At 64.3% G+C, this 26,581-nt stretch carries 23 protein-coding genes and 1 pseudogene; 9 read left to right on the forward strand and 15 right to left on the reverse strand.

Annotation, left to right across the window (positions count from 1 at the left end):
• Positions 1–212 precede the first annotated feature (212 nt).
• Positions 213–1,100 carry an HlyD family efflux transporter periplasmic adaptor subunit gene (locus tag IVB42_RS09660; protein WP_026233210.1) on the forward strand — a complete coding sequence of 296 codons (888 nt, stop codon included), beginning with the start codon at positions 213–215 and terminating at the stop codon, positions 1,098–1,100.
• A 165-nt stretch (positions 1,101–1,265) separates the two neighbouring features.
• On the opposite strand, the gene IVB42_RS09665 is transcribed toward IVB42_RS09660, so the two are convergent.
• Positions 1,266–2,114, reverse strand: a complete 849-nt coding sequence (locus IVB42_RS09665) for a caspase family protein (protein WP_018456617.1) — start codon at positions 2,112–2,114, stop codon at positions 1,266–1,268.
• Between the two features lie 424 nt (positions 2,115–2,538).
• On the opposite strand from IVB42_RS09665, the gene IVB42_RS09670 reads away from it, so the two are divergent.
• The 3 genes from IVB42_RS09670 (at position 2,539) to IVB42_RS09680 (ending at position 6,516) form a co-directional block, all read left to right on the forward strand.
• Positions 2,539–4,266, forward strand: coding sequence for a hypothetical protein (locus IVB42_RS09670; RefSeq protein ID WP_247298153.1), 1,728 nt, complete (start codon positions 2,539–2,541; stop codon positions 4,264–4,266).
• 214 nt (positions 4,267–4,480) lie between these two features.
• Complete coding sequence (locus IVB42_RS09675; protein WP_026233211.1) at positions 4,481–5,221, forward strand: thermonuclease family protein; 741 nt, start codon at positions 4,481–4,483, stop codon at positions 5,219–5,221.
• A gap of 107 nt (positions 5,222–5,328) precedes the next feature.
• On the forward strand, positions 5,329–6,516 hold the full coding sequence (locus IVB42_RS09680) for an aminotransferase class V-fold PLP-dependent enzyme (protein ID WP_018456620.1): 1,188 nt from the start codon (positions 5,329–5,331) through the stop codon (positions 6,514–6,516).
• A 160-nt stretch (positions 6,517–6,676) separates the two neighbouring features.
• Here the strand turns inward: IVB42_RS09680 and IVB42_RS09685 are convergent, their stop codons facing one another.
• Together IVB42_RS09685 and IVB42_RS09690 are read right to left on the reverse strand one after the other, a co-directional pair.
• Complete coding sequence (locus IVB42_RS09685; RefSeq protein ID WP_018456621.1) at positions 6,677–7,783, reverse strand: hypothetical protein; 1,107 nt, start codon at positions 7,781–7,783, stop codon at positions 6,677–6,679.
• Positions 7,783–9,219, reverse strand: coding sequence for an MBOAT family O-acyltransferase (locus IVB42_RS09690; RefSeq protein WP_018456622.1), 1,437 nt, complete (start codon positions 9,217–9,219; stop codon positions 7,783–7,785). The genes IVB42_RS09685 and IVB42_RS09690 overlap by 1 nt, the downstream gene beginning before the upstream one ends.
• Positions 9,220–9,367: 148 nt before the next feature.
• Here IVB42_RS09690 and IVB42_RS09695 point away from each other — a divergent pair, with 148 nt between their 5' ends.
• Entirely contained in the window at positions 9,368–11,467 is a 2,100-nt protein-coding gene (locus IVB42_RS09695; protein WP_026233212.1) for a S9 family peptidase, read from the forward strand.
• 110 nt (positions 11,468–11,577) lie between these two features.
• Here the strand turns inward: IVB42_RS09695 and IVB42_RS09700 are convergent, their stop codons facing one another.
• From IVB42_RS09700 to IVB42_RS09725, 6 genes are all read right to left on the reverse strand, one after another.
• Positions 11,578–12,669, reverse strand: a complete 1,092-nt coding sequence (locus IVB42_RS09700; protein WP_018456624.1) for an SMP-30/gluconolactonase/LRE family protein — start codon at positions 12,667–12,669, stop codon at positions 11,578–11,580.
• 82 nt (positions 12,670–12,751) lie between these two features.
• Positions 12,752–13,471, reverse strand: a complete 720-nt coding sequence (locus IVB42_RS09705) for a ribonuclease activity regulator RraA (protein WP_018456625.1) — start codon at positions 13,469–13,471, stop codon at positions 12,752–12,754.
• A 10-nt stretch (positions 13,472–13,481) separates the two neighbouring features.
• Positions 13,482–15,221 (reverse strand): L-arabinonate dehydratase, encoded by a 1,740-nt coding sequence (gene araD / locus IVB42_RS09710; protein WP_018456626.1) that lies wholly within the window; start codon positions 15,219–15,221, stop codon positions 13,482–13,484.
• A complete protein-coding gene (locus tag IVB42_RS09715; RefSeq protein WP_085348860.1) occupies positions 15,218–16,075 on the reverse strand; it encodes an ABC transporter permease in 858 nt (285 codons plus the stop codon). The genes araD and IVB42_RS09715 overlap by 4 nt, the downstream gene beginning before the upstream one ends.
• A gap of 11 nt (positions 16,076–16,086) precedes the next feature.
• The gene (locus IVB42_RS09720; RefSeq protein WP_018456628.1) at positions 16,087–16,848 is read right to left on the reverse strand and encodes an ABC transporter ATP-binding protein; all 762 of its coding nucleotides are present in this window, start codon (positions 16,846–16,848) and stop codon (positions 16,087–16,089) included.
• Positions 16,848–17,867: an ABC transporter substrate-binding protein gene (locus IVB42_RS09725; protein ID WP_247392735.1), complete on the reverse strand. Its 1,020-nt coding sequence runs from the start codon at positions 17,865–17,867 to the stop codon at positions 16,848–16,850. The genes IVB42_RS09720 and IVB42_RS09725 overlap by 1 nt, the downstream gene beginning before the upstream one ends.
• Before the next feature lie 94 nt (positions 17,868–17,961).
• Between IVB42_RS09725 and IVB42_RS09730 the strand changes: the two genes are divergently transcribed.
• The 3 genes from IVB42_RS09730 (at position 17,962) to IVB42_RS09740 (ending at position 22,882) form a co-directional block, all read left to right on the forward strand.
• Positions 17,962–18,678 (forward strand): GntR family transcriptional regulator, encoded by a 717-nt coding sequence (locus IVB42_RS09730; RefSeq protein ID WP_018456630.1) that lies wholly within the window; start codon positions 17,962–17,964, stop codon positions 18,676–18,678.
• A 201-nt stretch (positions 18,679–18,879) separates the two neighbouring features.
• Complete coding sequence (locus tag IVB42_RS09735; protein WP_018456631.1) at positions 18,880–19,308, forward strand: response regulator; 429 nt, start codon at positions 18,880–18,882, stop codon at positions 19,306–19,308.
• Positions 19,286–22,882: a PAS domain S-box protein gene (locus IVB42_RS09740; protein ID WP_026233214.1), complete on the forward strand. Its 3,597-nt coding sequence runs from the start codon at positions 19,286–19,288 to the stop codon at positions 22,880–22,882. Before IVB42_RS09735 ends, IVB42_RS09740 begins: the two co-directional genes overlap by 23 nt.
• Before the next feature lie 117 nt (positions 22,883–22,999).
• Here the strand turns inward: IVB42_RS09740 and IVB42_RS09745 are convergent, their stop codons facing one another.
• Positions 23,000–23,635 (reverse strand): response regulator, encoded by a 636-nt coding sequence (locus IVB42_RS09745; RefSeq protein ID WP_018456633.1) that lies wholly within the window; start codon positions 23,633–23,635, stop codon positions 23,000–23,002.
• 184 nt (positions 23,636–23,819) lie between these two features.
• Here IVB42_RS09745 and IVB42_RS09750 point away from each other — a divergent pair, with 184 nt between their 5' ends.
• Positions 23,820–24,074, forward strand: a complete 255-nt coding sequence (locus IVB42_RS09750) for a hypothetical protein (protein ID WP_018456634.1) — start codon at positions 23,820–23,822, stop codon at positions 24,072–24,074.
• A gap of 56 nt (positions 24,075–24,130) precedes the next feature.
• On the opposite strand, the gene IVB42_RS09755 is transcribed toward IVB42_RS09750, so the two are convergent.
• The 5 genes and pseudogenes from IVB42_RS09755 to IVB42_RS09775 form a co-directional block, all read right to left on the reverse strand.
• The gene (locus IVB42_RS09755; protein ID WP_018456635.1) at positions 24,131–24,634 is read right to left on the reverse strand and encodes a response regulator; all 504 of its coding nucleotides are present in this window, start codon (positions 24,632–24,634) and stop codon (positions 24,131–24,133) included.
• A gap of 141 nt (positions 24,635–24,775) precedes the next feature.
• Entirely contained in the window at positions 24,776–25,090 is a 315-nt protein-coding gene (locus tag IVB42_RS09760) for a hypothetical protein (protein ID WP_018456636.1), read from the reverse strand.
• Between the two features lie 2 nt (positions 25,091–25,092).
• Entirely contained in the window at positions 25,093–25,974 is an 882-nt protein-coding gene (locus tag IVB42_RS09765) for a protein-glutamate O-methyltransferase CheR (protein WP_018456637.1), read from the reverse strand.
• 59 nt (positions 25,975–26,033) lie between these two features.
• Positions 26,034–26,420, reverse strand: coding sequence for a response regulator (locus IVB42_RS09770; RefSeq protein WP_018456638.1), 387 nt, complete (start codon positions 26,418–26,420; stop codon positions 26,034–26,036).
• A 31-nt stretch (positions 26,421–26,451) separates the two neighbouring features.
• A pseudogene (locus IVB42_RS09775) lies at positions 26,452–26,581 on the reverse strand (chemotaxis protein CheW); the annotation flags it as partial.

A 26,581-nucleotide genomic window follows, 5' to 3' on the forward strand; every position in this document is an offset into this window, starting at 1 on the left:
AAAGAACGTGGATGCCCGGACAAGCCCGGGCATGACGCGTTTGTTGGGCGGCCGACGAACCTCTTTGCTTGTGCGGCGACTAATTCAACGGGCGGCATCGCGCCGCCCGTGCTGCTGCGGCATTCTGATCCGGCCGGCCCTGACGTGCCCTTGGCTCGCAGCGATCGCTTCTGCTAACGATGAGGCCGTCAAGGCCCCAACCGGAATGACCCATGCGATCATTGCCTGCGCGTTCTGTTTCCAGACATCTCGTTGCGCTCGCCGGACTGCTGTTGCTGTCGGCCCAGCCCGCTGCCGCCGCCGATGACGACGCGCCCAAGGGGCCGGCGGTCACGGTGCTGAAGGTCGCAAAATCCTGTTTCTCCGACATCGTCGAGGGCACCGGCACCATCATCGCGCGCGAGGCAAGCTCGGTGCGGCCGGAGCGGCCCGGCCTGAAGGTGACAGAGGTGCTGGCGGAAGCCGGCGACACCACCACCGCAGGCCAGGTGCTGGCGCGGCTGGCACTGCCCGAGGGCGGCACGCTTCAGGTCACCGCCCCCGTGGCAGGCGTGATCGCGACGTCGACCGCGCAGATCGGCAACCTCGCCTCCGCCAAGGGCGAGGCGCTGTTCACGATCGTGGCGCGCAGCGAGTACGATCTCGTCGCCCTCGTCGCGACCAGCGATATGCGCAAGCTCGCGGTCAACCAGGTGGCGACCGTGCGCATCGCCGGCGCCGGCGATATCGACGGCAAGGTGCGCCGCATCGGCCCGACGGTCGAGCCGAACATCCAGCAGGGCATGGTCTATATCGGCATCTCCTCGCAGAAGCGGCTGTTGCTGAATGCGAGCGGGCGCGCACTGATCAAGTCGGGCCAGAGCTGCAACGTCGCGGTGCCGCTGACCTCGGTGCAGTATTCCTCCGCCGGCACCGTCGTGCAGGTGATCCGCCGCAACCGCGTCGAGACCAAGCGCGTCGAGGTCGGACTGATGTCGGGCGGCAATATCGAGATTCGCGACGGCCTCAACGAGGGCGATATCGTCGTCGCCCGCGCCGGCGCGCTGCTGCGCGAAGGAGATCCGGTGCGCACGGTGATGGCCACGGAAGCGGCGAAGTAGGATTGCTCGTGTCCCGGACGCGCTGCAGCGTGTGACGCTGCCGCGCAGAGCCGGACCCATCTCTCGTCCAAGCGATAAGCTTAAAAACTAGGCCCCGGCTCTGCGTCGCATCATTGCATGATGCGCCGCGTCCGGGGCACGAGACTTCGCAGAACCTAAGAAAAACTAGCCGCCGGCTTCGCCGAAATGGACGTCCTCGAGCAGCGAGGAGGAGACGGTCGGGACCTGGTCGCCTTCGCTGGCGCGGGAGATGGCAAGGCGGGTCTTGTTGAAGACGCTCTCGGCGCTGCCCTGCGTATTGAGGTTGTTGAGGAACTCGCTGACCAGCACGCTGTGCTCGCCCTTGCCGTCGTCGACGACCTTGCCCGGCGAAGCCGAGGAGAGGATCAGCGCATTGTCCGTCGCGCTGATCGGCGCGAGGCCGTGGCTGTAGGAGCGGAAGCGGCGCTCATAGGGATTGCGGCGGGAGGCGTCGACCACGACGAGCTTGGCCTTGGCGCCCTGCTCCTTCATCATGTCGAGCACGCCCTCGATGGAGACGCCGTGACGGCGGACGTCGCTTTCCTTCCAGATCACGGCATCGACCGGCAGCATGTAGCTCTCGCGGCCGGCCTGCACGCCGTAGCCGCCGAAGAACAGCATGACGACGGTGTCGGGCTTGATCCGGGACTTCAGGCGATTGACGGCGCGGACCATGTCGTCCTTGGTCGCGTCTTCCACCATGTCGACGTCAAAACCGTTCTTGCGCAGCGACGAGGACAGCGCGCGGGCGTCGTTGATCGACTGCGTCAGCGGCGCGCTGGCGTCGGGGTAATGTCCATTGCCGATGACGAGGGCGAGACGCGAGGCTTGGCCGATCGAGCCGGTGACCTGGTCGGTCGAGACGGCCTTGGCGGCATCGAGCGCCCGCATGTTGAGGGCAGCATGGGCGCCGATCACGAGCGAGACCGTGCCGATGAGGGCTGCGGCCACCGCGATCGTGCGTCGGGAAATGTCGAGCTGCGTTACATTCATCTCGCGTCATTCCTGTCAGTGCCAAAGACCAGCCAAACACGCGCACACTGTTTGAGTAGCGCGATAGCGTCTTTGGGTTTGAGGGATTGGCCGGGGGTGTGCCCCCGAATTGCGCGCAATTTGCGGCGCCGCACCAAACAAAGCCTTAACCGGATATCGCCTCCCCCGCAATAGATCGCCGAAAATTTGAGCTAAGTCTCTGGAAACATGAGCTAATTTTTACTGCCCAATGTGTGATTTTTTTGCGTCCCCGTAGCCTTCCGGAGCCTGATTATGCAGGCTTCGTGCCGGCTTTTTCTGTGACCCTCATCACATTTGTATTTCCTGCGAATCCGGGTAGCTTTTCAACGACTTGCAGGGGGTGGCGCGCGGCTGGGAGCGCGCCGGCCGGCCCCCCGGCCAATTCCCGCGACCAGGTTATTTCATGAGCTTTCAATATTTTGCCGGCGCCGCCTGCCGGGCGCTGACGGCGCGGAAGGACGGCCCCTCGCTTTACGACGTCTGCGATCCCGTACTGTCTGTTGCGGCCAGCGGCGATCCGCATCTGCCTAAGTTCTACAAGACCGCGCTCGGCAATCCCGCATTGCGGGTGCTGCTCCGCCGGGCCGGGCTGCCCGAGCTGCGCGACGAAGGCAAACTGGCCCGGCTGCGCCAGGCCCTAGTGCGCGCCCGCGACGAGGCCGAGCCCAATTGGGCGGCGGTCGGCCAGCCCGTCGCCGATCTCGTCGACAGCATCGCGCTGGATCATCCCAAGCCGCCGCCGGCCATGTTCACCGGCGCCATGCCGCAACAATCGCAGATCGACGGCGTGATCCGCGACTGCGCGCAGCATCTGCTGGGCTCGTACCGCAAAAATGGCTTTCTGCCGACCTACGCCGCGTTCAACCTGATCGGCGATCCCGATTTCCGCGGCCGAGAGCTGACCATGGCGCTCACGGGTCTCAACGCGCGCGGCTACAAGAACTCCTCGCTGCTGTTCAACCTCGCCCGTGTCTTCATCGCGCGATCTCCGGCGCGCGCAGTCGTCAATCCGCCCTGGCGAGGGGTTGCCGAACCGATGTGGGAGCCGGTGCAGATCCGCCACCGCTCGGCCTATTACGACGCGTTCTTCATCGAGGCGCTGTTGAGCTACGTTGAGACCGGTCTCGCCTCGCTCTCCGACAAGATGGCGGCGGAGCGCGCGGTTGCCGATATGGTCGATTTCTGCGTCAACATCAGCCGCGAAGAGGTCGAGGGCATCGACGGGGCGCGGTTCAACGTCATCACCGCGCTCGCGCCGGCACCGCATCCGCGCTTCTCACGCTACTTCGCCCAGATCAAGCAGGACCTCGGCTTCGGCGTCTACGTGCCGGATTGCGACACCACGGCGTGCTCGATCTCCGCGGCGACGCAGGCCGGCTGCACCGATCCGATCCTCGACCAGCCGCTGCTGGATTTCTATGCCGGCTATCAGGTGCGCGCCGGCGTCAACGAGCCGCGCGTGACCGTGCCGATCAACGACAATATCGATTACGAGGGCGGGGTTGCGACCTGGATCGACAATCTCAAGGGCGAGCGGCCCTATGGCAATGATCTCGATCCGACGCTCAATCTCGACATTCTCGAGGTCAGCTTTCGCAACCTCGCGCGCTGGAAAGTATTGGAGACGCCGGCGCGGCTCGCCACCGTGCATCGCATCCTCGGCTTCCAGAAGCGGCTGGCGGCGAGCGGCGCCTTCGCCAATCCGCGCTCGCATATCTACTATTTGCCTGAGCTTTACAGCGCCTATTTCGGTCGCTGCTATGCTGCCTTCCTGGCGCTGCCGCTGGCGGCGCAGGCGATCATCGATCCCGACGGCGATTTCGATTTCATCCGCCACCGCGTGCTCTCCTACGTCAAGGGCGAGTTGATGGCCGCCGAAATGAACGTGTTCGACGCAGCGCTCGCCCTGATCGCGCTCGGCCATCTCGGCGCCGACCCGCGCGCCTTTGCGCCGGCGCTGAACGTGATCGTCGCGAGCGTCGGCGAAGGCGGCCGCCGCGGCCCGTTCCGCGCCTATGAGTGGAACAAGATGAAGACGCCGACGCGGATCCTGGTGGGCGGTCCGGAGGTCACGTCGGCGTTCGTGCTGATGGCGCTGGCGGTGGCCGAGCGGGCGATGGCGCGGGGATGAGGTCGCGCAGGGTGGGTTAGCGAAGCGTAACCCACCACTTCTGCCGCCGTGGAGACGAAAGAGGTGGGTTACGCCTTCGGCTAACCCACCCCTACTAAACTTCGCCCGATGACAGGAAGTTGAAAGCCCAATTGCCAGGCATATGCTGGCCGAGCGGACAAAAGCCGACCACAATTGCGAGGTCTATCGCAGTTTTCATCACACGCGGGCCGGCATGTTGCGAAAACCCCTGATTGCGCTGTCATTGCTTGGCTTCTCCTTGTCCGGCTTGCCATCGCCGGCGCGGGCCGCCGACATCACCGGCACAGCGAAGGTCCGCGCCGGCGACGCGGTGGTGATCGGCAACACGCGGATCAGGCTCGGCGGCATCGACGCCCCCGCGGTCGACCAGCTCTGCCTCAACAACAAGGGCGAGCGCTGGACCTGCGGCATCGCGGCCCGCGACGAGCTCGCCAAATACGCCGACGGCAAGACCTGGGTCTGCCATGCGCGGTCGATCGACCGGCGCGGCCGCACCGTGGCGCGCTGCGACGTCGGCGGCGAGGATATCCAGAAATGGCTGGTGCGCGCAGGCTGGGCGCTGGCCTACACCCGCGTCTCGCGCGACTACGAAGCCGATGATGCCGCCGCGCGGGAGGCAAAAGCCGGCATGTGGCAAGGCGCCTTCATCGCGCCCTGGGACTGGCGCGAGCGCAACAAGAAGACCACCATCCTCGGCGCCACCAAGCCGCCCGATGGCGCACATGCGATCCTGCTCGCTTCGGCTTCGGGCCCGGTCGCGCCCTCGCCGGACTGCACCATCAAGGGCAACGTCAACAGCGCCGGCGAGTGCATCTATCACCGGCCGACCAGCCGCTGGTATGCGCAGATCAAGATGAAGATCAGCAAGGGCACGCGCTGGTTCTGCTCGGTGGAGGAAGCCGAGGATGCGGGCTGCCGCGAGACTAAGAGATAACCCACGTCAGACCTGCGTTTTCCGGCCTTTTCTTGCACCGCGGCGCCGCGTAAAAGTGTGAATCAGCGACCCACCATCCTATTCTCAGGCAACAAGGACCAACAGCAATGACCGTTCGCGCGGGCCGGGAATTTCTGGCCATCCCCGGGCCCACCAATATGCCCGACGAGGTGCTGCGGGCGATGCATCGTCCGGCGATCGACATCTACTCCAAACAGATGACCGATCTGACCGAGAGCCTGCTCAGTGACATCTCGAAACTGTTTGCCACCAAGGGCAAGTCCTACATCTACATCGCCAACGGTCACGGCGCCTGGGAAGCAGCATTGAGCAACGTGCTGTCGCGCGGCGACAAGGTGCTGGTGCTCGAAAGCGGACGGTTCGCGATCGGCTGGGGCCATGCCGCGGCGCTGATGGGTGCCGAGGTCGAGGTGCTCAAGGGCGACTGGCGCCGCGCAGTGCGGCCGCACGAGGTCGAGGAGCGCCTGCGCCGCGACAAGGAGCACACCATCAAGGCCGTCGTCGTCGTCCAGGTCGACACCGCCTCAGGCGTGCAGAACGACATCGAGGCGATCGGCAAGGCGATCAAGGCCAGCGGCCATCCGGCGCTGTACATGGTCGACACTGTGGCCTCGCTCGGCTGCATGCCGTTCGAGATGGACAAATGGGGCATCGACGTCGCGATGTCGGGCTCGCAAAAGGGCCTGATGACGCCGCCCGGCCTCGGCTTCGTCGCGGCCAACGCGCGCGCGCGCGAGGTGCAGAAGACCGCCAACATGAGCACGCCCTATTGGAGCTGGAGCGAGCGCGAGGGCAGCGAGCACTATCGCAAATATGCCGGCACCGCGCCGGTGCATCTGCTGTTCGCGCTGCGCCAGGCCATTGACCTGCTGCACGAGGAAGGACTGGAGAACGCCTTCCGACGTCACAGCCTGCTCGGCGAGGCCGCACGCCGCGCGGTCGGCGCGTGGTCGGAAGGCCAGGTGCTCGGCTTCAACGTCGCCGAAGCCAGCGAACGCTCCAACACCGTGACCACGGTGACCATGAGCAACGGCCACGATCCGGCAATCCTGCAACGCTATTGCAAGGAGAAGTGCGGCGTCGTGCTCGGCACCGGCATCGGCGATCTCTCGGGACAAGCCTTCCGCATCGCCCATATGGGCCACGTCAACGCCCCGATGCTGCTCGGCACGTTGGGCGTGATCGAGATCGGGCTGAACGCGCTGAAGATCCCGCACGGCAAAGGCGGGCTCGAAGCGGCGGTTGCCTATCTCGGCGAAGAGGTGGCGGTGTAAGCCTCTTTTTTCCTTCTCCCCTTGTGGGAGAAGGTGGCGCGAAGCGCCGGATGAGGGGTTGTCTCCGCAATCGCAACTGCCGGACTCGCGGATAGATACCCCTCACCCGTCTCGCCGCTAACGCGGCGAGCCACCCTCTCCCACAAGGGGAGAGGGGAAGTCAGCGCGGGAACCGATACGCCGCGACCTGCGCCTTCAACGCGTCCAGCGAGGCAAGTGGCGCCGTCGGATCGACCCGATACTCCCCACGCGCCAGCCACGACAGCACCTTCGCATCGATCACCGGCGAATGGTGGATGACGTCGCCGTAATTGTCGAGGTCGTGCGTCACGTCCTTGATCGCCCGGAAATCGTACAGATGCACATTGGGAAGCTGCGTCAGGCGCTGCGCAATGACGGCCGTGAGGTCCGTGACGATTTTCAGCGTCGCAGGCGAAGCGTCGCGCATCGCGACGAATTGCAGGATCGAATAGGGCGGGAAGTAGATGTCGAAGGTCACGTCCGGATGGCGCGCGATCAGGCCGACGGCGTCACGCTCGAAATGCCGGACCATCGCGTCGTAACGATAGCCTTCGCCGAGAAAACGGCTGCGCACGGGATCGGTGATATAGGCGAAAGCCGCGAGCGTCCTTTTCGCATTATAGGCGCGCGCGACGTCGATATCGCGCGGCAACGCATAAATGTCGTCGACGTCTTCAAGCGCAAACTTGACGGGCAGAAAAGGCGCCGCCCGGGTCAGCGGCTCCCGCAGCGGCGGAACCGACCGCAGCAATGCGAACAGGGATTCCTTCGCCATCGCCGCACTGAACAGATAGGACGCGATCCCCTTTGCCGTCCCGCGATAGAGATCGGCAGCGAGATAAGGATCGGTCTCGATGTCGGCAGCATCGACAAAGATAAAGTCGTCCATCGCCCAGATCACGCGCTTCGCGCCGCGGTCGATGGCCTGCTCGAGCACAAAGCCCTGCTGACACGAATTGGAGCCGGTCATCGCCAGCTTGAGCGAGTGCACGCCGAGGGCATGGTCGATGTCGCTCTGGCGGAAATGGATCGCGAGCGAGGTGCCCATGAACGCGGTATCGAACGACTGGCTGCGGATCAGCCCGGCATTCTGCACGCGCGTGTCATCGGAATAGAACGGCGCGACGAGACGCGAAGGCCGAAACAGTTGCAGGGGATCGATGACATAGGTGAGCGCAGCCGCGCCCAGCACGCAAGCGATGCTCGCGAGGAGAAGACGCCCTGGATTTGTGAACGCGCCGCGCATCAGAACCGGAAATAGATGAATTCGCTGTGGCTCTGGATACCCAAAATCCCGAACGCAAGCACCAGCGACGCACCATAGAGGACCAGCGGCCGCATCCGTCCGGACATCAGGCCGTCGCCGACCCTGCGATTGGCGTGGTCGTACCCCATGAGTCCTTGCGTGTTCGGCGCCAGCCACACCAGCGCGGCATAGATCGTGACCATCACCGACGCCGCAATCTCCTCGCGGCCGAACACGATGTTGGAGGGATCGGCCATCGCATTCACAATCCGCATTGCCCAATCGACCCGTTCGGCACGGAAGAAGACCCAGGCGACAACGACGGCGAGGAATGTCAGCACGGCTCCGGCGACACGCGTCGGGTGCGCGAGCCACTTCGGAACATTCGGCACCAGCGCGTTGAAAGCGTGATTGATACAGAGATAGGCGCCATGCAGGGCGCCCCAAATGACAAAAGTCCAGGCCGCGCCATGCCAGAGCCCGCCGAGCAGCATCGTGAGCAGCAAGTTGATGTAGCGCAGCACGCGCCCGCGCCTGTTGCCCCCGAGCGGGATGTAGAGATAGTCGCGCAGGAAGTGCGACAGCGTCATGTGCCAGCGGCGCCAGAACTCGACGATGCTGGTGGCCTTGTAGGGCGAGTTGAAATTGACCGGCAGGAAGATGCCGAACATCAGCGATATCCCGATCGCCATGTCGGAATAGCCGGAAAAGTCGAAATAGAGCTGGAACGTGTAGGCGAGTGCACCGAGCCAGGCCTGATCAAAACTCGGCGCGCGCGCATCGAAGGCGAGCGCGACCAGCGGCTGGATGCCGTCGGCAAGGCAGGTCTTCTTGAACAGGCCGATTGCGAAGATGATGAGGCCGCACAGGATCAGATGCGCATGCGGATGCTTGGTTTCCTCCCGCTCGAATTGCGGGATCATGTCCTTGTGGTGAAGGATTGGCCCCGCGATCAGATGCGGAAAGTAGGTCACGAACAGCGCATAGTGTGGCAGCGCGTAGGCCGCGACCTGCCCGCGCCAGGCGTCAACCAGGAACGCGATCTGGGTGAACGTGTAGAAGGAGATGCCGACCGGCAGCAGGATGTGGACCGCAAAGTGCGTGCCGGCCAGCGCGTTGACGTTCTCGGTGACGAAGCCGGCATATTTGAAGATGCCAAGTACGAGAAGATCGCCGGCGACGCCGAGGGCCAGTGCCACCTTTCGTTGCGACGAAGTAAGCTTGGCCACGATGAGGAGGTGGCCTATGCCGTAGTTGAAGGCGATCGATAGCAGCAACAGGGCCACGAACTGCCAGTTGCCAATGGCATAGAAGGTGAGCGAGGCCGCCGCCAGCCAGATCACCGGGGCCAGATTGCTGCGCCGCCCGAGCCAGAAATAGCCAGCCAGCGCGGCCGGCAGGAACAGCAGGATGAACGGGTAGGAATTGAACAACATCAGGCTGGACCGGCGGCAGGACTAAAGACCCGGCCCCTAAAGCATACAAGCGGCCCGTCAACAACCCGGCGACGACGCCCGCAGCGACGCTGGCAATTCACGGAAGCGGGACGATATAAGGTGAAACACGCATCTGAATGAGGATCGAGTGACACAAGCCAAAACACCTTCCCTGCCCCCCCTCGCGCCGCGCCGGCCGCATTCCTTCACGCGACACGGGATCACCGTGACGGATGAATATGCCTGGTTGAAGGACGAGAAATGGCAGGAGGTGCTGCGCGACCCCGCGGTGCTCGATCCCGACATCCGCAAATATCTCGACGCAGAAAATGGCTACACCGAGAGCCTGCTCGGCCATACCGCGGCGCTCCAGAAAACGCTGGTGCGCGAGATGCGGGGGCGGATCAAGGAGGACGATTCCAGCGTGCCGTCGCCGGATGGTCCTTTCGCCTATTTCCGCAAATTCCGCGAGGGCGGTCAGCACGAGCTGTTCGGCCGTATGCCGCGCGACGGCGGCGAGGGCCACATCGTGCTCGACGGCGATGCGCTCGCCAAGGACCATGAATACTTCAAGTTCGGCGGCAGCCGGCACTCGAACGACCACAGGCTGCAGGCCTGGAGCGCCGACACCAAGGGCTCGGAGTATTTCTCCATCCGCGTGCGCGACTGGGCGACCGGCAAGGACCTCGACGACGTCGTCGAGGAGACCGACGGCGGCGTGGTCTGGAGCAAGGATGCGACGTCGTTCTTCTACGTGAAGCTCGACGACAACCACCGCCCGATGCAGGTGTGGCGGCATAAGCTCGGCACTGGGCAAGCCGACGACACGCTGGTCTACGAGGAGCAGGATTCCGGCTGGTTCACCCATCTGCAAGAGAGCACCAGTGGCCGCTTCTGCGTGATCGCGGGCGGCGACCACGAGACCTCCGAGCAGCGGCTGATCGACCTCGCCCACCCCGACGCACCGCCGCGCCTGGTCGCGGCACGCAAGGAAGGCGTGCAATATTCGCTGGCCGACCGTGGCGACGAACTCTTCATCCTAACCAACGCCGACCATGCCATCGACTTCAAGATCGTCACCGCGCCGCTCGCCTCACCCGAGCGCAAGAACTGGCGCGATCTGATCCCGTATCGCCCGGGCATCTACATCATCGACCTCGATCTCTATGCCGGCCACATGGTGCGGCTGGAGCGCGCCAACGCGCTGCCGTCCATCGTGATCCGCGACCTCGCCTCGAACGAGGAGCACGCGATCGCGTTCGACGAAGCGGCCTATTCGCTGGATACGATGGGCTCCTACGAATTCGAGACGACCAATTTGCGCTTCGCCTATTCGTCGATGACGACGCCGTCGGAAGTCTACGATTACGACATGGTCAAGCGCACGCGCACCCTTCGCAAGCGGCAGGAGATCCCGTCCGGCCACAATGCGAGCGACTACGTCACCACCCGCATCATGGCGAAAGCGCATGACGGCGCCGAGGTGCCGGTCTCGATCCTCCATCGCCGCGGACTCACGCTCGACGGCGCGGCGCCGCTGCTGCTCTACGGCTACGGCTCCTACGGCATGGCGATGCCGGCTTCGTTCAGCGCCAACCGCCTGTCGCTGGTCGACCGTGGCTTCGTCTATGCCATCGCCCATATCCGCGGCGGCGCCGACAAGGGCTGGGGCTGGTACCTCGACGGCAAGCGCGAGAAGAAGACCAATTCGTTCGACGATTTTGCCGCCAGCGCACGCGCGCTGATCGATGCGAAGTACACCAGTGCAAAGCGCATTGTCGGCCACGGCGGTTCGGCCGGCGGCATGCTGATGGGCGCGGTGGCGAACCGCGCCGGCGAATTGTTCGCCGGCGTCGTCGCCGAAGTGCCGTTCGTCGACGTGCTCAACACGATGCTCGACGACACGCTGCCGCTGACGCCGCCGGAATGGCCGGAATGGGGCAACCCGATCGAGAGCGAGAAGGATTTCCGCACCATCCTGTCCTATTCGCCCTACGACAATGTCGCGGCGAAAGACTATCCCGCGATCCTGGCGATGGGCGGGTTGACCGATCCGCGCGTCACCTATTGGGAGCCCGCCAAATGGATCGCGCGCCTGCGCGCGACCATGAGCGGCGGCGGCCCGGTCCTGCTCCGCACCAACATGGGCGCCGGCCACGGCGGCGCATCGGGACGCTTCAACCGGCTCGATGAAGTCGCGATCGTCTATGCGTTCGCGCTGTGGGCGGCGGGGATGGCGGAGGCGTGACTTCGTAGCCCGGATGGAGCGCAGCGAAATCCGGGATTAGTGCAGACGACATCACAGCCCCGGATTGCGCTGCGCTCCATCCGGGCTACGGCCTCGAGAGAGGCGAAGCCTCACACGGCCCCATGCGCCTCCACATACAGCGCATACACCGAGTGGCTGCTTGCCATATACAGGCGATTGTTCTTCGGCCCGCCGAAGCAGAGATTGGCGCAGCGTTCGGGCAGCTTGATGAAGGCGAGCGGCTTGCCCTCTGCGTTGAACACCATCACGCCGTCGAGATCCTCCGACTTGGCCTTGAGCTGATAAACCTTGCGGCCGGCGATGTCGGTCGGCTCGGATTGCAGCGCACCGTTGGAGCCCCAGCCGCACCAGAGATTGCCGTCGCGGTCGACGCGAAAACCGTCGAGCGAGGCCTGGTCAGCCGCGTCGATCAGCTTGGTCTTGCCGCTGAGCGAACCGTCGTCACCGACACTATAGCTCCAGATGCTGCGGTTGGGCGTACCTTTCCACTCGACCACGTAGAGCTTCTTCTCGTCAGGCGAAAAGGCGAGGCCGTTCGGATTGACGAGGTCGGTCAGCATAGCGCTGAGCTTGCCGTCCTTAGCGATGCGGTAGACGTTGGTGGTGGCTTGCTCGGCCTTTTCCTTCTTGCCCTCCCACTCGCCGTTGATGCCGAACAGCGGGTCGGTGAACCAGATGCTGTCGTCGGACTTCACCACGATGTCGTTCGGCGCGTTCAGCCGCTTGCCCTCGAACTTCTCGGCCAGCACGGTGATCTTGCCGTCCTTCTCGGTGCGGGTGATGCGGCGGGTCACCGAGTGCTCGCAGCTGACGAGGCGACCCTGGCGGTCGCGCGCGTTGCCGTTGGCGTAGTTCGCGTTGGCGCGGAACACGCTGGTCTGCCCGGTCTTCTCGTCGAACTTCATGATCCGGTTGTTGGGAATGTCCGAGAACAGCAGATAGCCGCCTTCGGGAAAATAGGCGGGGCCTTCCGCCCAGCGCATGCCGGTTGCGACCTGCTCGAGCGTCGAGGAATAGAGCCGGTACTTTCCAAAACTGGGATCGAGGATTTGAACGGCGGGATCGGGGTAGCGCTGGTTCGGCGCGAACGGAAACGACTGGGCACCGGCGGCGTGGGCGAGGAGCGCGGAGGTGGCCGCAGCGCCGGCGCCGGCCAAGAGGTTGCGTCGCGTGAAATTCATGGAGTCCTCCCTGGGTGATTTAAGGCCGGCGCTTGCTGCGGCCGGCCTGTTTCTTGATATGCTTGGTGTCGGCGCGCGGCCTTTACCTTCCGTTCGCCTTCCGCCATGCGGCGAAGTCGGTCAGCGTCTGTGGGTCCGTTGCCGGATAGAGACCGAAAATGCCGCGGCCCTTGTTGACTTCCTCGGTGACGAAGTCCTCGAACGCGGTCATCTCGAAGGTCTCGTTGGCGATCTCCTCAGCGAGATGCGCAGGGATCACGATCACGCCGTCCCTGTCGCCGAGAATGACGTCGCCGGGAAACACCGGCGCATCCCCGCAGCCGATCGGCACGTTGATCTCGATGGCGTGATGCAGCGTCAGATTGGTCGGCGCGCTTGGGCGGTGGTGGTAGGCGGGGATACCGAGCTTGGCGATCTCGGCCGAGTCGCGAAAACCGCCATCGGTGACGACCCCGGCGACGCCGCGCTTCATCAAGCGCGTGACCAGGATTGCACCGGCGGACGCGGCGCGCGCGTCCTTGCGGCTGTCCATCACCAGCACGTGGCCCGCCGGGCAATCCTCGACTGCCTTGCGCTGCGGATGGGAGCGGTCCTTGAAAACCTCGATGGTGTTGAGATCCTCGCGCGCCGGCATATAACGCAGCGTGAAGGCTTCACCGACCATGGTCGGCTGGTCGGCACTGAGCGGGTGCACATCCTGGATCATCTGGATGCGCAGGCCCCGCTTGAACAACGCGGTTGCGACGGTGGCGGTGGAGACGGATTTGAGCTTGTTGCGGGTGGCCTCGGCAAGTTTGGTCATGTCACGCTCTCTAGTAAATCGAGGGCTCGCCGATCGGCGCGCCGAAATCGGTCTCGAGGAAGTCGAAGTCGCAGCCGTCATTGGCCTGCTTGATGTGCTTGGTGAACATCCAGCCATAGCCGCGCTCGAAGCGGCGCTCGGGCTGCTTCCAGGCGGCGCGACGCTTGTCGAGCTCGGCTTCCGACACGTCGAGATTGATGGTGCGGGTGGCGACGTCGAGCGTGATGCGGTCGCCGTTCCGCACCAGCGCGAGCGGTCCGCCGACATAGGATTCGGGGGCGACGTGCAGAATGCAGGCGCCGTAGCTGGTGCCGCTCATGCGCGCATCCGAGATTCGCACCATGTCGCGCACGCCCTGCTTCACGAGTTTTGTCGGGATCGGCAGCATGCCCCATTCCGGCATGCCCGGCCCGCCCTGCGGCCCGGCGTTGCGAAGGATGAGGATGTGGTCTTCGGTGACGTCGAGATCGGGATCGTCGACCGCCTTCTTCATCGAAGGGTAGTCGTCGAACACCAGCGCCGGCCCGGTGTGCTTGAGGAAGCGCGGCGCGCAGGCCGACGGCTTGATGACGCAGCCGTCGGGTGCGAGATTGCCCTTGAGCACCGCGAGGGCGCCTTCCTTGTAGATGGGATTGTCGATCGAGCGGATCACATCGTCATTGTGGACCTCGGCATGCGCGATATTCTCGCCCAGCGTCAGGCCGGTGACGGTGATGCAGTCGAGATGCAGATGCGGCTTGATCTGCCCCATCAGCGCCGGCAGGCCGCCGGCATAGAAGAAGTCCTCCATCAGATAGGCATCGCCGCTCGGCCGCACATTGGCGATGACGGGCACCTTGCGGCTCGCAATCTCGAAATCGTCGAGGCCGATGTCGAGACCGGCGCGGCGGGCCTGCGCGATCAGATGGATGATGGCGTTGGTCGAACAGCCCATCGCCATCGCCACTGCAATCGCGTTCTCGAACGCCTTGCGGGTCTGGATTGTCTTCGGCGTCAGATCTTCCCAGACCATCTCGACGATACGGCGCCCGCATTCCGAGGCCATGCGGATATGGTTGGCATCAGCGGCGGGAATCGAGGACGCGCCCGGCAGCGTCATGCCGATCGCCTCTGCAATCGCGGTCATGGTGGAAGCCGTGCCCATGGTCATGCAGGTGCCGTAGCTGCGCGCAATGCCGGCCTCGATGTCGAGCCAGTCCTTGTCGGAGATTTTTCCGGCGCGCCGCTCGTCCCAGTATTTCCAGCCGTCCGAGCCCGAGCCGAGCGTCTTGCCCTTCCAATTGCCGCGCAGCATCGGACCTGCCGGCAGATAGATCGCCGGGATGTTCATCGAGGTCGCACCCAGCAGCAGCGCCGGCGTGGTCTTGTCGCAGCCGCCCATCAGCACCACGCCGTCGACGGGATGGCTGCGCAACAGCTCCTCGGCGTCCATCGCCAGCAGATTGCGATAGAGCATGGTGGTCGGCTTGAGCAGCGATTCCGACAGCGACAGTGCCGGCAGCTCCAGCGGCAGGCCGCCGGCCATCAGGATGCCGCGCTTGACGTCGTCAACGCGCGACTTGAAGTGCATGTGGCAGGGCTGCGCGTCCGACCAGGTGTTGAGGATCGCGATGATCGGGCGGTCCTTCCACTCCTCCGGCGCGTAGCCCATCTGCATGGTGCGGGAGCGATGGCCGAACGAGCGGAGATCGTCGGGTGCGAACCAGCGCGCGCTGCGGAGCTGGTCGGGCGTTAGTTTCTTCTTGGTCATGATTGGGTGCCCCATTTCTGCACGGTGTTCCGCTCGATGGCGCGGAAGATCAGGTTTTCGACAAAAAGCCCGATGATGATCACCGTCAAGAGGCCGGCGAAGACCGCAGGTATGTCGAGCAGGTTGCGGTTTTCGAAGATGAACCAGCCGAGCCCGCCCTGCCCCGACGACACGCCGAACACCAGCTCGGCCGCGATCAGCGTGCGCCAGGCAAAGGCCCAGCCGATCTTGAGGCCGGTCAGGATCGAGCCGAACGCGGCGGGGATGAGGATTTTCGCCACGTACGGCAATCCCCGAAGGCCGTAATTGCGGCCGACCATGCGCAGCGTGTTGGACACGCTCTTGAAGCCCGAATGGGTGTTGAGCGCGACCGGCCACAGCACCGAATGGATCAGCACAAACACCAGACTGCCGTTGCCGAGACCGAACCAGATCAAAGCGAGCGGCAACAGCGCGATCGCCGGCAGCGGATTGAACATCGCCGTGACCGTCTCAAGGAAATCGGTGCCGATGCGGGTGGAGATCGCGAGCACGGTGAAGATCGCGGCGAGCGCGATGCCGGCTGAATAGCCCATGAACAGCACTTTTAGCGAAGCCCAGGCCCGCATGGGAATCGTGCCGTCCTTGACGCGATCGTAGAGCGTGAGGATCGTGTCGTGCAGCGTCGGAAACAGCAGGGGATTGTCGAGGGCGAGGCCGTAGGCCTCCCAGACCGCCGCGAGGAACAGGATGATGACGGTCTTGCGGACAAAGCCGTCGTTCCACAACAGCTCGGGCACGCTCAGCTTGCGCTCGACCTCGGCTGCGCTGCCGACGACCGGCGCGTCACGCAGCATTATTCTCGCTTCGCCCATGAGAGGCTCCCTCAATGCGCCGTTGCTTCGGAGGCGAACAGGAGATCGTGAATCTCCTTCTCCAGCCGGCCGGCACTGCCATCGTCATTGGAGACCTTGTCGACGTCGACCACCTCGGCCTTGACGCGGCCGGGATGCGGCGACAACAGCAGGATGCGGTTGCCGATGCGGATCGCTTCCGCGATCGAGTGGGTCACGAACAGCACGGTGAATTTGGTCTCGCTCCAGAGCTGGAGCAGCTCGTCCTGGCAGGTTCGCCGCGTCAGCGCGTCGAGCGCGGCGAACGGCTCGTCCATCAGTAGGATGTCGGGCTCCATTGCCATGCCGCGCGCGATCGCGACGCGCTGCTTCATGCCGCCGGAGAGCGTGTGCGGATAAGCGTCGACCACGCGGGTGAGGCCCACTTTCTCGATATAGGCCCGCGCCCGCGCATCGGCATCCTTGCGCGACAATTTTCGCGCGGTCAGCAGCGGAAACATCACGTTGGCCAGCACGCTTTTCCAAGGCAGCAGCTGGTCGAACTCTTGGAAGATCATCATGCGATCGGCGCCGGGACCGCGAATCTCGCGGTCGTTGATGGTCATGCGGCCTTCGCTCGGCGCCATGTAGCCGCCGACGGCCTTGAGCAGGGTCGACTTGCCGCAGCCGGACGGCCCGAGCAGCACGAAGCGGTCGGACCTGTCGACTGTGAAGCTGACCCGTTCGGTCGCCGTGACGACGGCGCTGGAGGTCTTGTAGCGCAGCGTCACGGAGCTGACGTCGAGCAGCGCCATCAGTTGCCCTTCAGATCGTGGGCGACGGGCAGATAATAATCAGTCCAGGCCTTGGGCTGAGTCTTCAGCGTGCCGGTCTTGAACAGATGGGCGGCGAATTTCATCGTGCCCTGCGGTTCGAGATTCCACTCCATCATGCCGGGCTCCTGGAGGAGATCGAGCAGCTCTTCCACCGAGGTCTTGTCGCCGGTGATCTCCTTGTAGATCTCGACCGCCTGTCTGGTGTCGCTGCGGATCAGATCCTGAGCTTCCTTGGTCGCATCGCGCACGGCCTGGATGATTTTCGGGTTGGCATCAGCGAACTTCGTGGTGGTGAAGAACTGCGCCTGGCTGAGCGGGCCGCCCATCACGTCAGGCGACGACAGCACGACATGCGCGCCCGGCACGTTCTTCAGCTCGAGGAAGGTGAACGGCGGAATCGAAAAATGGGTGTGCACCTCGTGCTTGGCGTTGGACAGCGCCGCATAGGCGTCGGGATGACCGAGCTGCACCGTGTTGACGTCCAGCTTCGACCATTGGTCGGGACCAAAGGCTTCGGCGGCGGCGATCTGGAGCACGATGGCCTGGGTCGAGACTTTTACGGTCGGCACGGCGATCTTGTCGTTGGGGCCGAAATCCTTGATCGACTTGATGTTGGCGTCGCGGCTGATCAGCGTCATCGGCTGCGCCGAGGTCGCGACGATGCCCTTGACGCCGCCGCGGGTGCGGTCCCACAGCAGCAGCAGATTGCCGGTGCCGGTGTTGAGGATGTCGACCCCGCCCGCGAGCAGCGCATCGGTCTGCGCACCGCCGCCGGAGAAGGTGACCCATTTGGTGGTGACGCCGACCACCCCGAGCTGAGCGGCGTGCTTCTCGATCAGCTTCTGCTTTTCCATGATGTGGCTCGGCATGTAGAAAATGCCGGGCTGGCGAGACAGCGAGATCTCGGACTTCTGCTGCGCCTTTGCTGGCGAAGCCGTCAGCGCCGCTGCGGCGATCAGGGCGACGGCCGTGAGGCCACACTGAAATTGCTTGATCATTGTTGTTCGTTTCCTCCGGCCGCCATTGACGAGCGATCTTGCTAATGCACTAATGCATTAGTGTATCAAAGGCAAGCTGGCCGGAGCGCTTCGCATGGAACCAGCCGAACCCGCGCCCCGCGTAGCCCCCCGCCCCGGCGCGCGGCTCGACCGGGCCCGGCAGGCCGCACCGCAAGTATTCGAGCGGCTGCGCAATGCCATTCTCGCGCTCGAATTGCCGCCGGGCTCGCCGCTGTCGCGCACGGATCTCGCCGCACAATTCGGCGTCAGCTCGACGCCGATCCGCGACGCCTTGATGCGGCTCGAGGAAGAAGGGCTGGTCGACGTGTTTCCGCAGCACGCCACCGTCGTCAGCCGCGTCGACGTCGGTCGGGCCGAGCAGGCCCATTTCCTGCGCCAGGCGCTGGAGCTCGAAATCGTCCGGCTGCTCGCGCAGCAGCACGGCGAAGCCCTGGTCATACGCCTCGACCACACGATCGCGCTCCAGCAGCAATTCGCCAAGGCCGGAGACTTCGAGAGCTTCATCGCTGGCGACAATGATTTTCACGCGCAGCTTTATGCCGCGGCCGGCAAGCAGGAACTCTGGACGCTGGTGCGCAGCCGTAGCGGACATATCGACCGGCTGCGCCGGATGCATCTGCCCTCACCCGGCAAGGCCCAGAACATCGTCCGCCACCACAAGCTGATCACGCGCGCGATCGAGGCCGGCGACGCCGATGCTGCGCAACAGCATCTGCGCAAGCACCTGTCGGGCACGTTGAGCGAGCTCGACACGATCCGAAGCCACTATCCGGAATATTTGACCGACTAGGCATATGGCGCGCGGTTGTCGCGAGCGCTTGTGCACGTCACCGTGCATAAATTGACGCAACCGAGTTCGCCTTTTGCGAGCAATCTTGGGATCGATGGCGAAGTGCTTGCAGGCCAGATGCAATCCGCGCAACAATTTCAGAGTTGATGGTTTGATTTGCGGTCGCTGGGACACCCCATCCGGCCCGGGAGGATACCAGACGTGGCCAACATCCTGATCGTGGATGACGATCCGGCCGTGCAGATGACGATTCGGCTGCTCCTGGAGAGGGCCGGTCATCAAATCACCGTCGCCGGAGACGGCCGCAAGGGACTTGCGCTGTTCGAGGCCGGCCAGTTCGACCTTCTCTTTCTCGACATCTTCATGCCCGGCATGGACGGCCTGGAGACCATGCGCCACATCCGGGCGCTGCAGCCGGCGATTCCGATCGTCGTCATTTCCGGCCGTTCGTTCACGCCGGACGCCCATGCGGAGCCGGACTTCCTCAAGATGGCGACCAAGCTCGGCGCGGTGGCGAGCTTGCAGAAGCCGTTCCGGGCCGACGCGCTGCTCGCCGCGGTCGCTGGCTGCCTGGACGCGGCGCGGACGGCATCGGTGAGGAATCCGGATGTCAGCACCGGCCGCCGATGACAAGAACCTTCATTCTGTTCCAACCGAGCGCGGGCACGGCCATTCAGGAAGCGGTGCAGATTTCCCCATGACACTCGCTACGCGGCTCGCCATCGCGATGATCCTGCTGGTGGCGGTCACCGTGGCCGCAGTCGGCTGGCTCGGCTATCGCAATATCACCCAGGCCGTCATTCCGCGGGTCCTGGAACGGATTGAAGCCCAGTCGAGCCTGCTGGCCACCCATCTTGAATCCTACGTTGCCGGCGCGCGCGGCGATCTGCTCGGTTATCGCTCCGCCGCGGCCATCAACGGCCTGATCCGTGCCCACATCGGTGGAGGCCTCGACGATGTCGACGGCGTTTCCGAGCAAACCTGGCGCGAGCGCATCGCAGCCCGGCTCGCAGCCGAGATCGACGCGAAACCGAGCTACGGGCAATTTCGAATCATCGGCCTTGACGACGACCAGCGCGAGTTGGTCCGCGTCGATCGCGCCGGCCCGAACGGAACAGCACGGATCGTCCCCGACGGCGAACTGGAACGCAAGAGCGACCGAACCTACTTCCAGGAGACGATTCGATTGGCGCCGGGCGACATCTATGTTTCGCCCGTCGATCTCGCCACGCGGCAGGGAGGAACCACGGACCCTCACATTCCGACGTTGCGCGTCGCGACTCCGCTGTTCACGCCTGATAGCAAGCCGTTCGGCATCGTCATCGCCAATATCGACATGCGTCCTGCGCTCGACCGCGTCCGCTCGACCACGAGCGCAGGAGGAGAAATCTATGTCGTGAATTCGCGTGGCGACTATCTTGTCCACCCTGATCGTGCGCGGGAATTCGGTGCATTGCTTGGCAACGCCAACGATTGGCGCCGGGACTTTCCTTTCTTTGCAGCCCGGGCCGGCCTGCCGCAAGGATCCACGCAGCTTACGAGCGACCAAGCGGGCCGGCCGAGTGGAGCGGCGCTCGCACCGGCACTGCTGGCCGGCAAGGAGTGGTTGGCAGTCATCGAGACGGCCCCACCATCCGTGTTCAGTAGCGTTCCGGCGGCCATTCAAAAAGCCTCCTCACTGGTCGGCCTGCTTGCTGTCCTTGCCGCAGCTTTGCTTGCGGTACTGCTGGCGCGCTCATTGACGCGGCCGATCGGGCGTCTGACCGCGGCGGTGGAAGCGATCGGCAGCGGACGGCGCGCCGAGATTCCCGTCGATGCGAGCGGAGAGACAGGCGTGCTGGCGCGGGCATTCGCGCAAATGGTCGAAGAAACGAGAGCGAAGACGACCGCGCTTGAACGCGAGATCGAGGAGCATCGCCGCACCGAGGCCGCGCGAAGCCATCATGAAGCGCGCGAGCGCTTGTTCAGCGCCGCCGTCGAATCCTCCGACGAAGCGATCGTGATGCAATCGCTCGACGCCATCATCACCGGCTGGAATGCCGCCGCCGAGCGCCTCTACGGCTATTCGGCGAATGAGGCGATCGGGAAATCCACCTCGATCATCGTCCCACCCGACCGACGCGAGCAAGGCAAGGACTATTTGCGGCGGATCGCCGGAGGTGAACCGATGGAACGGTTCGAGACGGTGCGCCTGCGCAAGGATGGCACGCCGGTCGAAATCTCACTCAGCCTGTCGCCGATCAGGGGCCCATCGGGCGAGATCGTGGGCGCCTCCGGCACCGCGCGCAGCCTGACCGAGGCGCGACGGGCCGAGCGGGCGCTGCAGCAGCAGCTCGAGGAACGGCGACAGATCTTCGAGACCTCCCAGGATCTGATCATGGTGATGGACGCGCGCGGCCACATCGCGCAGATCAGTCCGAGCAGCGAGGCCATTCTCGGCTACCGGCCGGAGGAGATGATCGGCCGCAGCGGCGCCGATTTCATTCATTCCGGCCATCTCGACCAGTCGCGCGACGAGATGCGCGCGCTCAGGCGCGGCGAGCGGCTGAAGCTCGCGGACACCCGCTGCTTCCACAAGGACGGTCGTGAGGTCTGGCTGTCCTGGCTCGGCAGCTGGTCCGACCACGCCCAGCGCTACTTCTTTGTCGGGCGCGACATGACAGAAGCGAGGCTTGCACAGGAGTCCTTGCGGGAGAGCGAACAGCTTGCGCGCAACATCGTCGAGACCTCGCTCGATGCTTTCACCCAGACGGACCACACCGGGGCCATCCTGAGTTGGAACTCGCAGGCCGAGAAGCTCTTCGGATGGACCCGTGAGGAGGCGATCGGCAAGAATGCGATTGAGCTTTTCGTCGCCCCCAGTGAGCGCGAAAGCGTCAGGGCCAGACTGAAGCTCTTTCTCGAATCCGAGCAACAATCGCTGGCTAATCCACGGCGCGAACTTTTGGTGCGGCGACGCGACGGTAAGGAGTTCAGGGCCGAGCTCAGCGTCACGGCGCTCCAGCGACGCGAAGGCGTTCTCTTCAATTCGTTCTACCGCGACCTGACCGACAAGATCGCGGCCGACGAGCGCATCCGCCAGGCCGAGAAAATGGAGGCGGTCGGCCAGCTCACCGGCGGCGTGGCGCACGACTTCAACAACATTCTCACCGTCATCACCGGAACGATCGAGATCCTGGCCGACGCGGTGGCCAACGAGCCGGAGCTCGCGGCGATCACGAAGATGATCGACGAGGCCGCCGGGCGTGGCGCCGAGCTGACGCAGCACCTGCTGGCGTTTGCGCGCAAGCAGCCGCTCCAGCCGCGCGAGATCGACGTCAACGCGCTGATCATCGACACGGCGAAATTATTGCGGCCGACGCTGGGCGAGCAGATCCATATCGAATCGGTGTTCGAGGACGAGAACTGCGTCGCGATCGTCGATCCCAGCCAGCTCACCACCGCGATCCTCAACCTCGCGCTCAATGCCCGCGATGCCATGCCGGGCGGCGGCAAGCTGATCGTGGAGACGGGCGCGGCCTATCTCGACGAGGTCTATGCCAGCGTCAACGACGTCCCGCCGGGACACTACGTGCTGATCGCCGTGAGCGACACCGGCAGCGGAATTCCCGCCAACATGCTGGCCAGGGTGTTCGACCCCTTCTTCACCTCGAAGGGACCGGGCAAGGGCACCGGACTCGGGCTTTCGATGGTCTACGGCTTCATCAAGCAGTCGGCGGGCCATATCAAGATCTACAGCGAGGAAGGCCACGGCACCACGATCAAGATGTACCTGCCGCCCGGCAAGACGCCGACGGCGGTCGGCGAGGGCGTGACGCCGGCGACCATCGAGGGCGGACACGAGACGATCCTTGTGGTCGAGGACGACCGGCTGGTGCGCGACTACGTGCTGGCACAGCTGCATTCGCTCGGCTACGTCACCTTGCAGGCTGCGAACGCCGCGGAGGCGCTCGCAATCGTCGCCGCCGGAAAACCGTTCGACCTCCTGTTCACCGACGTCATCATGCCCGGCAAGATGAACGGAAGGCAGCTCGCCGACGAACTGCAGAGAACGCGTCCCGATCTCCGGGTGCTCTACACGTCCGGCTATACCGAGAACGCGATCATCCATCACGGCCGGCTGGATTCGGGCGTTCTGCTGCTAGCGAAGCCCTATCGCAAATCGGATCTGGCGCGGGCCATCCGCAAGGCGTTGAACAGTTGATGGCGCGTCGGGTGAGAGCCCGCAGCCCGGGTGAGCGAAGCGATACCCGGGAACACCACGAGCCAGGTCCCGGAAGTCGCTTCGCTCATCCGGGCTACGAAATGTCGCCCACGGAATTTACGACGCGCGCTGCGCCGCGGTCATCACGATCCGGATCAGATCGGCGGCATTGCGCGCACCGAGCTTCTTCATGATGTTGGCGCGATGGTCCTCGATGGTGCGCGGGCTGATGCCGAGCGTGCGGCCGGCCTCCTTGTTGGAAGCGCCGGCGGCGAACTGCTCAAGCACCTCGCGCTCCCTGCGCGTCAACGGCTCGCGCCCGGGGAAATGCAGCGAGCCGAACTTCGGCGCTGCGTTCTCCGACTGCCTGCGGGCATAGGCGTCGATCGCCTCGTCGAGCCGGCCGACGATCTCGCTGCCGCGGAACGGCTTCTCGATGAAGTCGAGCGCGCCGCTCTTGATGGCCCCGACCGCCATCGCGATATCGCCCTGTCCGGAGATCATGAAGATCGGTGCCGGATAGTCCTCGCCGTGCAGCTCATTGAGAATATCGAGCCCGGACTTGCCGGGAATGTGCACGTCGAGCAGGACCGCTGCAGGTGTGCGGCTTCGCGCGACGGAGAGCAATGCTGCGCCGTCCGCAAAACAGATCACCTCATAGCCCGCCGCCTTCAACACCATCGACAAGGTGTCGCGAACGGCAGCGTCGTCGTCGACCACGAAGATTTCACCGCGAGAGCTTTGTTCGGCCATGTGCCACACATCCGGTTGGCATGAAGGACTCGCGTCCGCCCCAACCGTTATGGCGTTCGGCGCGGATTCGGCCCACCGTATTTGTACGGGACATGAACTTGACGCACAAGTAGCGGCGAGGCGCCTAATTGCAGAGGACGGAGAATATCCATGCTAATTTTGGCCGCTACCGCCTTTCGTGGCAATGCCCGAAGTCGAGAGCCGTGAGCTGATTGCGGCCGACCTTCGCGTGCTGATCTCGCAGATCGAGAGCAGCATGCGCCGGACCGCCACAGCCATGGCTCAAGAACACGGGAGCGATCCGGAAAGTTCCGCCGACGTCTTCGTGCTCGACGATGTCACACCCCGGTATGCCAGGGCGATCGCCGCGCTCGACGCCTGCCGGGCGGGCCTTGGCCACGCCCTGGAATGCCTGTCGGAGGCCAGCGGTACGCTGTAGATCGCGATCGCTGCGACGCGGCGACCGCATTCTTTCATCGCATGGCCGGCCGCGGATCAGGCGCGGTGCCGCTCCACGATCGCGTCGGTGGCGACACCGCCCCAGGTGTGGATCGCCGGCAGGCCCATCGCGGTCTTGCCGAGATTGGCGAGGCTGATGCGCAACGCGGCCAGATCCAGCGGCTTGGGCAGGCTCTGGAGCTCGATCCCGACGGAACGGGCGAAGCTGCGGGCGGCGCTGCGGCGCTTGCCGTCCATGCCGCTGACGACGATCACGGCGCCGCCAAATTTCGCCTTGGCCATCTCGCCCAGCACGTCCATGCCGTCGCCATCCTCTAGCACGAGATCGAGTGTCACGCAGTCGAAGCGCGCGGTGCGGAGTTTCTCGATCGCTTCGGCCACGGACGGCGCCACGGTGACCTCGTGGCCGGCCTGCTTGGCCGCGATCGTGATCAGGCTGCGCTGTGTGCCGTCGTCATCGACCACCAGAAGCTGAAGCGCGCGCCGCTCGGCGGCGTCGGGCAGGTTTGACGGGAGAGAGGAGAAAGAGCTTCTGGGCATTGCCGTATCCTGAGATTGAGACCGGCAATGGATACACCGTTCGCGCTTAGGCGACGTAAAGCCGCGACGGCAAATTCAGTCGGATGTTTCAGCAAATGCGAACCAACGTCGCGGAAAACGGCGACGCGACGCACGTGAAGATCACGCCGCCTCGTCACGGCCACCGACGGCCCGCTTCTTCCGGTTCTTGCCCCGCAGGAATTGAATGTCCATTTCGACGCCGTTGACGCGCACCAATTCGCAGCGGCGGTAGGCAAGGCCGGTGGACGACAGCAGCAGGAAGAACTCTTTGAGGTTCAGGCCCTGAATCGAGCCTTCCACCGTCAGGATGGCGTCGGTGTCGGAGATCGCGTTGAGCTTGCAGTCGCGGCGCCAAGTGCCGTCGATGGCCATGATGCAGACATCATAGCCGCGACTGAACGTCACGCGTTCCGCGCCTTTGCCATCCTCGGCCATGCCTATCGTCCCGCCATGACCGCTAGGCGCGGCGCTGCGCCGGCAAGAACCGGCTTGGCGGCCGCCGCGCGCGGGTCGTTCGGCTTGTAGAGACCGCGCTTCTCCGGAATCGGCCTGAACGTGTCGGTCAGTCCGACCACCGTTTCGGCCGCGCCCAGCACCAGGAAGCCGTCTCCCTCGATCTGGCGAGCCAGCCGGTTGAAGATGTTGATCTTGGTGTCCTGATCGAAATAGATCAGCACGTTGCGGCAGAAGATGACGTCGAAGGTGCCGAGCTGAGCGAAATCGTGCAGCAGATTGAGCTGCCGGTGCTGGATCATCGCCCGCAGCTCGGGATTGATCTGCCAGGTCTCGCCGATCTGCTTGAAATATTTCATCAGCATCTGGATCGGCAGTCCGCGCTGCACTTCGAACTGGCTGTAGATGCCGGCCTTGGCCTTCTCGAGCACCTCCTGCGACAGGTCGGTCGCGATGATCTCGACGCGCCAGCCAGTTAGGGCCGCACCCATCTCCTTTAGGCTCATCGCGAGCGAATAGGGCTCCTGCCCCGTGGAGCCGGCGGCGCACCAGATGCGGACGCTGCGGCGGCCGGCGCGGGCCTTGATGATCTCCGGCATGATGGTGTCGCGGAAATGATCGAACGGGACCTTGTCGCGAAAGAAGAAGGTCTCGTTGGTGGTCATCGCCTCGACCACGCTGGTGACGAGCGCGCCCGAGCCAGCGCCTTGCAGCTTCTGCACGAGCTCGCCGATGCCGGAGATCCCGGCCTTGCGCGCCAGCGGCAACAGCCGGCTTTCAATCAGATATTGCTTGTCTGCGGACAGATCGAGCCCGGAATGATCCCTCAGGAACTTACGCAGATAATCATACTCGGTCGGGGTCACGGATAGGCCTCTCGGAAGCTGTACTGGGAACACTCTGGCTGGAACACTCCGCCAGACACTCAGACCATGGCTTGTCCGACCGGAATCAAGCCGACTTCTGCGAATTTGTCGGCGATGATGTCTTTATCGAAGGGCTTCATGATGTACTCGTTGGCGCCGCCGCTGAGCGCCTGAGCGATATGAGCCACGTTATTTTCGGTGGTGCAGAATACAACCTTGGGCTGGTCGCCGCCCGGCAGGCGGCGCATGTGGCCCATGAACTCGAAGCCGTCCATCACCGGCATGTTCCAGTCCAGCAGCACCGCGTCGGGCAGCTTGCGCTGACAGACCTCGAGCGCCTTGGAGCCGTCCTCGGCCTCCGTGACTTCGAATTGCAGGCCTTCCAGGATCCGGCGTGCGATCTTGCGCACGACGCTGGAATCATCGACCACCAAGCACGTCTTCATTTGGGTTCTCCGGCTTCGATGTTTTTGGGGCTCACGCAGCCATTTGCACTTCGGTTTTGAGTTCGAGGACGCGATCGACGTCGAGGACGACCATGAGCTGGCCGTCGAGACGGTGGACACCGCCGGCGAGCTTGGCCATGCGGGGGTCGAGATTGACGGGG

The organism is Bradyrhizobium sp. 45, from assembly GCF_023073155.1.
Lineage (GTDB): Bacteria > Pseudomonadota > Alphaproteobacteria > Rhizobiales > Xanthobacteraceae > Bradyrhizobium > Bradyrhizobium canariense_D.

Bases quoted from the DNA above. Each gene is read 5' to 3' on its own strand.
- IVB42_RS09725 (WP_247392735.1), bottom strand. From the start codon at position 17,867: ATGATCAAGCAATTTCAGTGTGGCCTCACGGCCGTCGCCCTGATCGCC.
- IVB42_RS09755 (WP_018456635.1), bottom strand. From the start codon at position 24,634: ATGCCCAGAAGCTCTTTCTCCTCTCTCCCGTCAAACCTGCCCGACGCC.
- IVB42_RS09770 (WP_018456638.1), bottom strand. From the start codon at position 26,420: ATGAAGACGTGCTTGGTGGTCGATGATTCCAGCGTCGTGCGCAAGATC.
- IVB42_RS09670 (WP_247298153.1), top strand. From the start codon at position 2,539: ATGAGCTTTCAATATTTTGCCGGCGCCGCCTGCCGGGCGCTGACGGCG.
- IVB42_RS09660 (WP_026233210.1), top strand. From the start codon at position 213: ATGCGATCATTGCCTGCGCGTTCTGTTTCCAGACATCTCGTTGCGCTC.
- IVB42_RS09715 (WP_085348860.1), bottom strand. From the start codon at position 16,075: ATGGGCGAAGCGAGAATAATGCTGCGTGACGCGCCGGTCGTCGGCAGC.
- IVB42_RS09680 (WP_018456620.1), top strand. From the start codon at position 5,329: ATGACCGTTCGCGCGGGCCGGGAATTTCTGGCCATCCCCGGGCCCACC.
- IVB42_RS09760 (WP_018456636.1), bottom strand. From the start codon at position 25,090: ATGGCCGAGGATGGCAAAGGCGCGGAACGCGTGACGTTCAGTCGCGGC.
- IVB42_RS09750 (WP_018456634.1), top strand. From the start codon at position 23,820: ATGCCCGAAGTCGAGAGCCGTGAGCTGATTGCGGCCGACCTTCGCGTG.
- IVB42_RS09720 (WP_018456628.1), bottom strand. From the start codon at position 16,848: ATGGCGCTGCTCGACGTCAGCTCCGTGACGCTGCGCTACAAGACCTCC.
- IVB42_RS09690 (WP_018456622.1), bottom strand. From the start codon at position 9,219: ATGTTGTTCAATTCCTACCCGTTCATCCTGCTGTTCCTGCCGGCCGCG.
- IVB42_RS09745 (WP_018456633.1), bottom strand. From the start codon at position 23,635: ATGGCCGAACAAAGCTCTCGCGGTGAAATCTTCGTGGTCGACGACGAC.
- IVB42_RS09705 (WP_018456625.1), bottom strand. From the start codon at position 13,471: ATGACCAAACTTGCCGAGGCCACCCGCAACAAGCTCAAATCCGTCTCC.
- araD (WP_018456626.1), bottom strand. From the start codon at position 15,221: ATGACCAAGAAGAAACTAACGCCCGACCAGCTCCGCAGCGCGCGCTGG.
- IVB42_RS09685 (WP_018456621.1), bottom strand. From the start codon at position 7,783: ATGCGCGGCGCGTTCACAAATCCAGGGCGTCTTCTCCTCGCGAGCATC.
- IVB42_RS09730 (WP_018456630.1), top strand. From the start codon at position 17,962: ATGGAACCAGCCGAACCCGCGCCCCGCGTAGCCCCCCGCCCCGGCGCG.
- IVB42_RS09700 (WP_018456624.1), bottom strand. From the start codon at position 12,669: ATGAATTTCACGCGACGCAACCTCTTGGCCGGCGCCGGCGCTGCGGCC.
- IVB42_RS09740 (WP_026233214.1), top strand. From the start codon at position 19,286: ATGTCAGCACCGGCCGCCGATGACAAGAACCTTCATTCTGTTCCAACC.
- IVB42_RS09675 (WP_026233211.1), top strand. From the start codon at position 4,481: ATGTTGCGAAAACCCCTGATTGCGCTGTCATTGCTTGGCTTCTCCTTG.
- IVB42_RS09665 (WP_018456617.1), bottom strand. From the start codon at position 2,114: ATGAATGTAACGCAGCTCGACATTTCCCGACGCACGATCGCGGTGGCC.